We start from the raw sequence: 8,520 nt of genomic DNA on the forward strand, positions 1-8,520 counted from the left end.
ATTAGTCTTCCTCCTTCATTGCTTCTTTTAATTCACTCTCCGACAACTGGGACGCTGCAATCTGATAGTAGGTATCACAAGTTTTCAGAAGCTCTTCATGCGTTCCTTTTCCAACGATCTTACCGTCATCCAAAACAATGATCTGCTCTGCATGAAGAATTGTACTGATTCTTTGGGCCACGATCAGAACAACACTGTCTGTTGTCTTTTCTTTTAATGCGCTTCTTAGAACTGTATCTGTCTTGTAATCCAGTGCAGAAAAGCTGTCATCAAAAATGTATACATCCGGGTGTTTTGCTATGGCTCTCGCTATGGAAAGTCTCTGCTTTTGTCCACCGGAAACATTGGCACCTCCCTGTGAGATCGGGCTCTTGTAGCGTTCCGGCTTCGTGTCGATAAATTCGACAGCCTGTGCAATCTGAGCCGCCTCTGTCATCTCCTGCTCACTTCCAGCCGGATTACCGAACATAATATTAGAAGCAATATTTCCTGAGAACAGCACTCCCTTCTGTGGAACATATCCCAGTTTATCACGAAGTTCATGCTGTGTCAGATTTCTTACATCCTGTCCGTCAATCGTAATCTTTCCTTCTGTCACATCATAGAATCGCGGAATCAGGTTGACCAGTGTAGATTTACCACATCCGGTACTTCCGATAAATGCTGTCGTTTCTCCCGGTTTTGCGGTAAATGTAATGTCATGCAGTACATCTTCTTCTGCTCCCGGATAGTGGAAGGATACATGTTCAAATGCAACTTCGCCTTTGCCGTTTTTAGGAAGTGTCTTTGGCTCCTTTGGATCATGGATTTTTGGCTCGCTCTTCAAGACTTCATCCACACGCTCTGCAGAAACTGCTGCTCTTGGAAGCATAACCGAAATCATACAGATCATAAGGAATGACATAATAATTTGCATTGCATACTGGATAAATGCCATCATATCTCCGACCTGCATTGCTCCGTCATTAATACTGTGTCCACCGACCCACACAATCAGAACGGTAATCCCGTTCATCACAAGCATCATAGTCGGCATCATAAATGTCATGGCACGGTTGACAAATAAGTTCAGTTTTGTCAGGTCTTTATTTGCCTCGTCAAAACGTTCTTCCTCATGTTTCTCTGTATGGAACGCACGGATAACCGGAAGTCCGGTCAGAATCTCTCGGCTGACCAGATTCAGTTTATCTACCATGTTCTGTACGATTTTGAATTTCGGCATAACTACAATGAAAAGCACTGCCACAACCATGACAATAAGCAACACTGCCAGGCCTATGATCCAAAACATATCCACATTTGTCTTAGATACTTTCAAAATTCCTCCGATTGCCATAACCGGCGCATACAGCACAATACGAAGAATCATGACTGTCAGAAACTGAATCTGCTGAATATCATTGGTACTTCTTGTAATTAATGATGCGGTCGAGAATTTGTCAAACTCTGCGTTAGAAAATCCAATGACTTTGCGGAAGGTATCACGTCTGAGTCCACGTCCGACCTTAGCTCCAACTCTTGATGCCATAAGACAGGCAAGAATACTTGCTGCCATGCCAAGTGCTGCAAGTCCCAGCATCTTTGCACCTGTTTTTAAAATATACACCGTACTCATATGTCCGGTATCCAGACCAATCTGTTCGTACGTGGATTTCACATAAGAAATTGCTGCCTGATCCAGAATCGAATCCGGCATCTTATCCATCTGCTCCGTAATCTTATCAACAATTGCTGCTCTCTGCGTATCATCCATCATGCCAAATATGTCAAACACAGACATCTTCTCGATTCCCGGCACCTGGCTCATCTGCTCTTTTAACTGCCCTTCCATCTGCTTTGTTGTATCACTGCCATTCTCAAATCCGGCAGTCAGCATCATCGGAAGTTTCATCTCTTCTGTAAGTGCATCAAGCTTTTCATTATCTGATTTCACTGAATCTTTCAGTGTCAGCACTTCTCCATCGTAATCAAAGCTTTCACTACTTTTTTCATATGCATCCTGAATATCCTGCCTGTCGCCCTCCGACACAAACAATAGCAGCCGGTTCATTTCTTCTTCAGAAATATTCTCCGGAATTTCCTCATCGATACCGCTCTGCTGAATTCCTACATTTACAATATTCGAAGTATAGGTCGGCAGAGACAGATCACAGTAAGCCTGCACGACAAGGACACATAATATCAGAAGTACCCGTGGTGCATATGGCTTTAAAAACTGAAATAATTTTCTCATAAGCTGTCTTATCCTTTCTCGTTATTACTATAATAAATGAAATTTTTCTTTTCTATTAAATCGATTTTTCCGGCATTTTCGGCGGTCTGGTCTTCTCCATGATCTCACACATATCCATTCCTTGAAACTCTTTGTACCTGAGCACATTTTCTCTCATTTTTAAAAGCGTCTCCTTCATTTCCTGCCGTTCTTCTGCAGAAATACCTTCATACAGCCTTTTCTCCAGATTTCTCATCATATGCTGAAATCCATTCAGACACTCAATTCCCTGATCAGATATTCGAATCCTCGTAATCCGCTGGTCTTTCTCATCCTGCTCCCGCAGAACATATCCTTGTTTTTCCATTTTTTTCAGCGCCGCTGTCATAGACGGTGGCGTCACTCCCATGCGCTTAGCAAGCTCTTTTTGGGATAATCCGCCTTCACTTCGCAACACAACCAATATTCCTGCCTGATTTGGTTTTAATCCGCAGGATTCCATCTCTTTCAAAGTCTGGTATTTAGCAAGATGCGCCACCTGCTGAATCAACATAAATCCAGATTCCATCCATTTATCATTCACAGTTTTCTCACCTCCCAATTCAAAGTTCTTTTTATTTGTTTTGAACTTTTTTGTAAAATCAATTCATTTTTTAATAATTAGACGACTAATTATTAAACGCCTAGCGGTTAGGATAATCACTTTGAATGTAAATGTCAATAGGATTTATTATTTTTTTATAATTATCCATGATGGGATCATATCCAGGATTCATCTCCCAGCTGATATATTAACAGGACCGGAACACAATACATAATTACAAATGTACTGCATCCCGGCCCTGTTGCCATTTAAGGATTAAATCTTATAAAGTTTCAGAATCTAACACGATTGTAAATGGTCCGTCATTAATAAGACTGACTTTCATATCCGCTCCGAATCTTCCTCTTTCTACAACCTCTACCTGTTCCTTGCATTTTTCAATAATGTATTCATACATTTCCGAGGCCATATCCGGTGCTCCGGCTTCGATGAAGCTTGGCCGGTTTCCTCTCTTGCAGTTTGCATATAATGTAAACTGAGAGATGAGAAGAAGTTCTCCTCCTACTGCATCCAGTGACAGATTGGTTTTTCCCTGTTCATCTTCAAAAATACGAAGTCCTAACATTTTCTTTACCATCTTGTCAGCCACTTCTTTTGTATCATCATTGCTGACTCCAATCAAAACCATAAATCCTTTTCCAATTTTCCCAAGGCTCTCTCCATCTACCTTTACTTCACTTTCTAACACTCTCTGAATTACGAATCTCATTTTCTCTCTCCTGTCTTTTGTATTTACATAATCCTTTTATGCCTGCCCATTTTTTAATTTTTCTCTCTTGTCCGGAAGCTGTGCAAGTATAATTGCCACAAACATCAACACACAGCCTATTCCTTCTCTCGCTGACAGTGTTTCTCCTAATATTATCCAGCCGGAAAGTACAGAAAAACAAGATTCCATACTTAAAAGCAGTGATGCAATCGCCGGATTCGCATGCTTCTGTCCGAGGATTTGTAATGTATATGCCACCCCACAGGACATGACTCCCGCATATAAAATCGGCATCCGGGCATCTAATATATTTCCAATTTGCGGCGTTTCTGTCAGGAACATAAACGGCAGTGATGCAATTCCACACACAAAGAACTGGATACATGACATTTTCACACCATCTACTTTTGGTGAATAATAATCAATCACCAGAATATGTACTGCAAAAACCAATGCACAGGCAAAAATCATAATGTCGCCCTTGCCAATTGAAAATCCTTCTTTAATACATAAGAAATACAGCCCTATCAGTGCCAGAAATACTGACATCCACACTTTCCAACCTGCTGCTTTCTTTAGAAATATCCCAAGAACCGGAACAAACACAATATAAAATGCGGTAATAAATCCCGCCTTTCCTGCTGTTGTGTACTGAATCCCCATCTGTTGGAGGCTGCTTGCTGCAAATAAAAGCAGACCACAGGCAATTCCTCCCTGAATCAGATCTTTTCTTGTTCCGTCCACTTCCGGCTTCCCATTCATCTTTTCCAACAACCAGATACACGGCAAAAGCGTCACTCCTCCAATAAAGCTTCGCACTCCGTTAAATGTAAATGGTTCAAGAAAGTCCATTCCTACGCTTTGTGCAACAAATGCGGTTCCCCAAATCAGAGACGTCAGTAACAACATAACTGCATTCTTTGGTTTCATCTCTCTTCCTCCTTGCGCAATTCAAATTATTATAGCATATTTTCTATAAATATTGCATAAATTCTTCTATTGACCTTTTCGTATTTTATTTATCTCTTCAATAATAACCTCGACATTCTTGTTTCAATGTCTTATTCCCATTATTATCTGACATTATGATTTTATTTTTATTATTTTCAATTTTTATGTTGACATTTTCATTATTAAGTGATATATTATAGTCAAACAAAAGAAGAAATTAAAATAAAAAAACTAGAAATCCGAAAGGAGGATAAACCACCAGGAACATAAAAGAAACACCCCATAATAAAAAGAAAGGACAGGTTATCAACCGAAAGGTATAGTCCAATGTACTCAGAAGAGATAAATTAAGAGCGCTTCATCAAAACAAAAAAATTGATGAAGCGCTCTTAATAATTTATATCATCCTAATTATTCAAAAATTCTCCAACATTGTTACTGCAAGGATTAGCGCATATAGACTGACATCCCCATCATATAAACTGCACCATAATACAATATGAGTAACACAGCACCCATCAGAAGACTCTGCTTTTTCTCAATAGTTCTTACTGCAATCAGGCTATCTGATATAAGAAATGCACAGGCGCCTGCTGCCAGAAAATATCTGCTTCTTCCTGGTACAATAACCGCTGCACTAACTGCCATAGATACCATAGAACTTAAGACCACTGCATAGAGAAGTACAGGAATCTTTAATTTCCCAAGTTTCGGCAATCCTTTATGAAAAATCATAAGAAACACGCCGTAGATTCCAAGTATTCCCAGAATACTGCCAATTTGAATCCCTTCTATCCTGTAAATTCCTGCAATAAAACAAAAATGTGCAATACCAAATGTAACGACTCCCCATAAAAATTCCAATTCTAAAAGCACATCTGCAAGCACGCAGAACAAAAGACCGACAAATATCATCCAGTCTGAAAATCCCTGTTTTCCCGCTGCCAGACCGCTTCCACAATTCCAGACCGCCATACAGGTTGCTGACGCTTTAAATACTAAAGAACCCTTCGGGTAGCGATCCCGAAGGGCACCATATAAAGTTCCAAATACTATCATAAGTAGCAGCGTTGCTGCTATCTGATGTATCATGCGTTTTCCTGCCCGTCGTTTAGTCCGAGCATCTTTTCAAATTCCTTCTTCAGAAAATCACAGGTCGGTTTGTTCCACTGTGTCCCTTCCAGTCCATTTTCTGATTTTATGATCTGCAAAGCCAGAAGCAATGCATCTACTGCTTCTTCATGCTCCAGATTATGCAGATTTGACACAACATATTCTTTTGCCTGACGCGGTGATATCCCTGCTTTTTTTGCAAGTGCCCGGCAAAAAGTCTCGAACCCAATTTCAGTCTCTCCACTCATCCAGATCATATCATCGAACTGTTCATATTTTTTTACATATTCATTTATAATCTCTTTGGCTTCCTCATCCAGATCATATCCGTATCTCTCAGCTATCTCTTCCAATTCTTTCCAATAAGAAACATCTACAGCCGAATAATTCATGCTGATTCTAAGACAGCCTCCGGTCTTATGGATCTCAGTCTGAAAATCCTCTTCCCAAGTCGGACATACCAGCATCTTAACGCCGTTCACAATACCGCCCTGTATAATCTTTTCCTTCATTACTCCACTCCGCCTCCATTCTCAAATCTTCATGGGACTCTGCTGTTATATTTCACCGTTCTGGCGAATTCAAGAATGCCTCTACATTCTGTTTCTTATTCTATCTCACGCCAACTACTTTTGTCAAATCATGACTTACAATAAGATACTGTCCTCTATATTTTTAATCTATATTTCCAATCTGTGTTTCAACTCTCTATACATCAAAATCTCCACTTCGGTAAGCACGCAGTAACATCTTTAATCCTTCAATATCTTCTTTGATTTTCTTACCATTGTCCGTATTGCGCACCATCAGTCGTTCACTCTCTGTCTCCACCAGTTCTGATTTGGATTCGATATCCTTATTCTCTGTCAAAGCCGCATAGACACTCTGAAATGGCTGATGTGATTTGATTCGGATTCCATGCGAGTTAAATATTAACGTATATCCTGCTATTCCAGTCGTCTTATGATAACTCTTACAGAAGCCTCCATCAATGACAAGCAGTTTCCCATTGGCCCGTACCGGATGTTCTCCCTTTGATGTTCTGACTGGCGTATGTCCATTGATAATATGAGAGCTCTCGGAATACAATCCAAATTCATGAAGAATCATATTACAGACTTTCTCCTCATGATAGAATTTATAATATGGATTTGATTGTTCAACCCACGTATTTTCATCCAGTACATAAGTCCGCTCAAATGTCTTAATATTTCTTCCGGAAAGAGGGGATTTTCTTCCACACCAGAGATACCACATAAAATCACGGTCTTTTTGTCTGGCATCTTTTGACCACGCCCGTCTGGCAATTCTCTCCGCGTAATCCAGATACTCTCTTCCATGATATCTCTTCTTGCCAAATGCAACGCCTTCCAGATTACCACTTTCATCTAATGGCACACAGCCATGATAGAGCAGATTCCCATTAAAAATGCGATACATACTTCCCTTCTGATACAGAAAATCAATATGCTGTCTGAGACGTATGCTGTTCACAAATGCCATACGAAGCCCTTCCATTACCTGTTCTTCTTCCTCAGACAACTGATAAATATCTTCTATATCGCCCGAATCAAAATTCACTGTCGGAAATGCCTCTTCTTTAATTACATATTCAGTTCCATCAATTTCTACTGTCTGCTTTTCCACATTTACTTTGTGAAGAAGCAGTTTGTCTGCCATATTGTAATCCGGATTTCTTAAGATTACCTGTCCTTCCAACTTAAAAAGCATGACAGAAATCGCTTTTAATGCAGCTTTCATTGGTTCCTCGCTCGGATATATCTTTTCTGCAAAAAGAGCCAGATTCCGCAGACTGATTCCATAACTATTCTCAAGAATCTTCGTATTATTATATTTCAGGTTATTTCGGACAACCGTTGCAATGCATGCCTTGCTTCCCGCTGCCGCTCCCATCCAGAGAATATCATGATTCCCCCACTCAATATCCAGGGAGTGATATTGCATCAGAAGATCCATGATCCGGTCTGCACATGCACCACGATCAAATATATCTCCCACAATATGTAAATGATCCACTGCAAGACGTTTGATCAGTCCTGCCAGCACTTCAATAAATTCATCTGCATTGTCAAGTTCCAGAAGCGTATCTAGAATATTTCTGTGATAAACTACCTGATTATCATCTTCATCTTTCTGTACATGAATCAGCTCATCTAAAATATATGCATACTCTTTCGGCATTGCCTTACGAACTTTAGAACGTGTGTATTTTGAAGAAAGAAGCCGCGCGATATCAATCAGTTTTCCAAGTGTCGCGCGATACCACTCCTCATTATTCTTTCCTTCTTTCCGCACAAATTCCAGCTTCTCCACCGGATAATAGATCAATGTACAGATTTCCTCGCGGTCAAAATCAGAAAGTGTCTCACCGAACAGCAGGTCTACTTTTTCCCGGATAACACCGGAACAGTTATTTAAAATATGGCAGAACGCTTCATATTCGCCATGAAGATCGCTCATAAAATGTTCTGTTCCTTTTGGCAGACTTAATATTGCCGTCAGGTTGATAATTTCCCTGCTGACAGCCTGTTCTGTCGGATATTTCTCCGCTAATAATTCCAGATATCTCTCGTCATTCATAAAATTGTTGTCCTTCCATATTATCTCAATTATTGCTTTCCCGCTTCTGTTACAAGTATACATTTTTTTCCACACCAGTGCAACTATACTCCCAAAAAGAGAGTCGGTTTCCCGGCTCTCCTAAATCCACAATCAAGTAACTTGCTCCCACCTGTAAAGGAAGAGGCATTCTTGCTATATTTTGTTAAAATAAAAGCTGAAGTCCCATTGCAATAATCCACATATATGCACAAGTCTTTGGAATCATTAATAATCCAACCTTTGGTTTTGTTTTACTAACTCAAACTTCCCACACCAATAAGGTGTGCTGAACCTTGATAACTCTATATT

General features: G+C 40.1%; 7 protein-coding genes. All 7 read right to left on the minus strand.

Annotated elements, in window-relative coordinates; translation table 11 throughout:
- Position 1: 1 nt before the first annotated feature.
- The 7 genes from LI164_RS13220 to LI164_RS13250 all read right to left on the minus strand — a co-directional run bounded on the left by LI164_RS13220 (position 2) and on the right by LI164_RS13250 (position 8,190).
- Positions 2 to 2,233, minus strand: a complete 2,232-nt coding sequence (locus LI164_RS13220; RefSeq protein WP_117682950.1) for an ABC transporter ATP-binding protein — start codon at positions 2,231 to 2,233, stop codon at positions 2 to 4.
- 55 nt (positions 2,234 to 2,288) lie between these two features.
- Positions 2,289 to 2,795 carry a MarR family winged helix-turn-helix transcriptional regulator gene (locus tag LI164_RS13225; protein WP_227087260.1) on the minus strand — a complete coding sequence of 169 codons (507 nt, stop codon included), beginning with the start codon at positions 2,793 to 2,795 and terminating at the stop codon, positions 2,289 to 2,291.
- Between the two features lie 283 nt (positions 2,796 to 3,078).
- Complete coding sequence (gene dtd / locus LI164_RS13230; protein ID WP_005340750.1) at positions 3,079 to 3,525, minus strand: D-aminoacyl-tRNA deacylase; 447 nt, start codon at positions 3,523 to 3,525, stop codon at positions 3,079 to 3,081.
- Between the two features lie 36 nt (positions 3,526 to 3,561).
- Positions 3,562 to 4,455 (minus strand): DMT family transporter, encoded by an 894-nt coding sequence (locus LI164_RS13235; RefSeq protein ID WP_029732125.1) that lies wholly within the window; start codon positions 4,453 to 4,455, stop codon positions 3,562 to 3,564.
- 468 nt (positions 4,456 to 4,923) lie between these two features.
- On the minus strand, positions 4,924 to 5,568 hold the full coding sequence (locus tag LI164_RS13240) for a lysoplasmalogenase (protein WP_117682951.1): 645 nt from the start codon (positions 5,566 to 5,568) through the stop codon (positions 4,924 to 4,926).
- A complete protein-coding gene (locus LI164_RS13245; RefSeq protein WP_117682952.1) occupies positions 5,565 to 6,101 on the minus strand; it encodes a hypothetical protein in 537 nt (178 codons plus the stop codon). The genes LI164_RS13240 and LI164_RS13245 overlap by 4 nt, the downstream gene beginning before the upstream one ends.
- A 196-nt stretch (positions 6,102 to 6,297) precedes the next feature.
- Positions 6,298 to 8,190, minus strand: coding sequence for a fructose-1,6-bisphosphatase (locus LI164_RS13250; RefSeq protein ID WP_227087261.1), 1,893 nt, complete (start codon positions 8,188 to 8,190; stop codon positions 6,298 to 6,300).
- Between the last annotated feature and the right edge of the window lie 330 nt (positions 8,191 to 8,520).

Origin of the sequence: Dorea sp. 210702-DFI.3.125 (assembly GCF_020560945.1) — a bacterium.
Taxonomy (GTDB): Bacteria; Bacillota; Clostridia; order Lachnospirales; family Lachnospiraceae; genus Dorea; species Dorea formicigenerans.

Excerpts from the sequence above, each read along its gene's own strand:
- dtd (WP_005340750.1), bottom strand. The coding sequence starts at position 3,525 with ATGAGATTCGTAATTCAGAGAGTGTTAGAAAGTGAAGTAAAGGTAGAT.
- LI164_RS13250 (WP_227087261.1), bottom strand. The coding sequence starts at position 8,190 with ATGAATGACGAGAGATATCTGGAATTATTAGCGGAGAAATATCCGACA.
- LI164_RS13240 (WP_117682951.1), bottom strand. The coding sequence starts at position 5,568 with ATGATACATCAGATAGCAGCAACGCTGCTACTTATGATAGTATTTGGA.
- LI164_RS13245 (WP_117682952.1), bottom strand. The coding sequence starts at position 6,101 with ATGAAGGAAAAGATTATACAGGGCGGTATTGTGAACGGCGTTAAGATG.
- LI164_RS13220 (WP_117682950.1), bottom strand. The coding sequence starts at position 2,233 with ATGAGAAAATTATTTCAGTTTTTAAAGCCATATGCACCACGGGTACTT.
- LI164_RS13235 (WP_029732125.1), bottom strand. The coding sequence starts at position 4,455 with ATGAAACCAAAGAATGCAGTTATGTTGTTACTGACGTCTCTGATTTGG.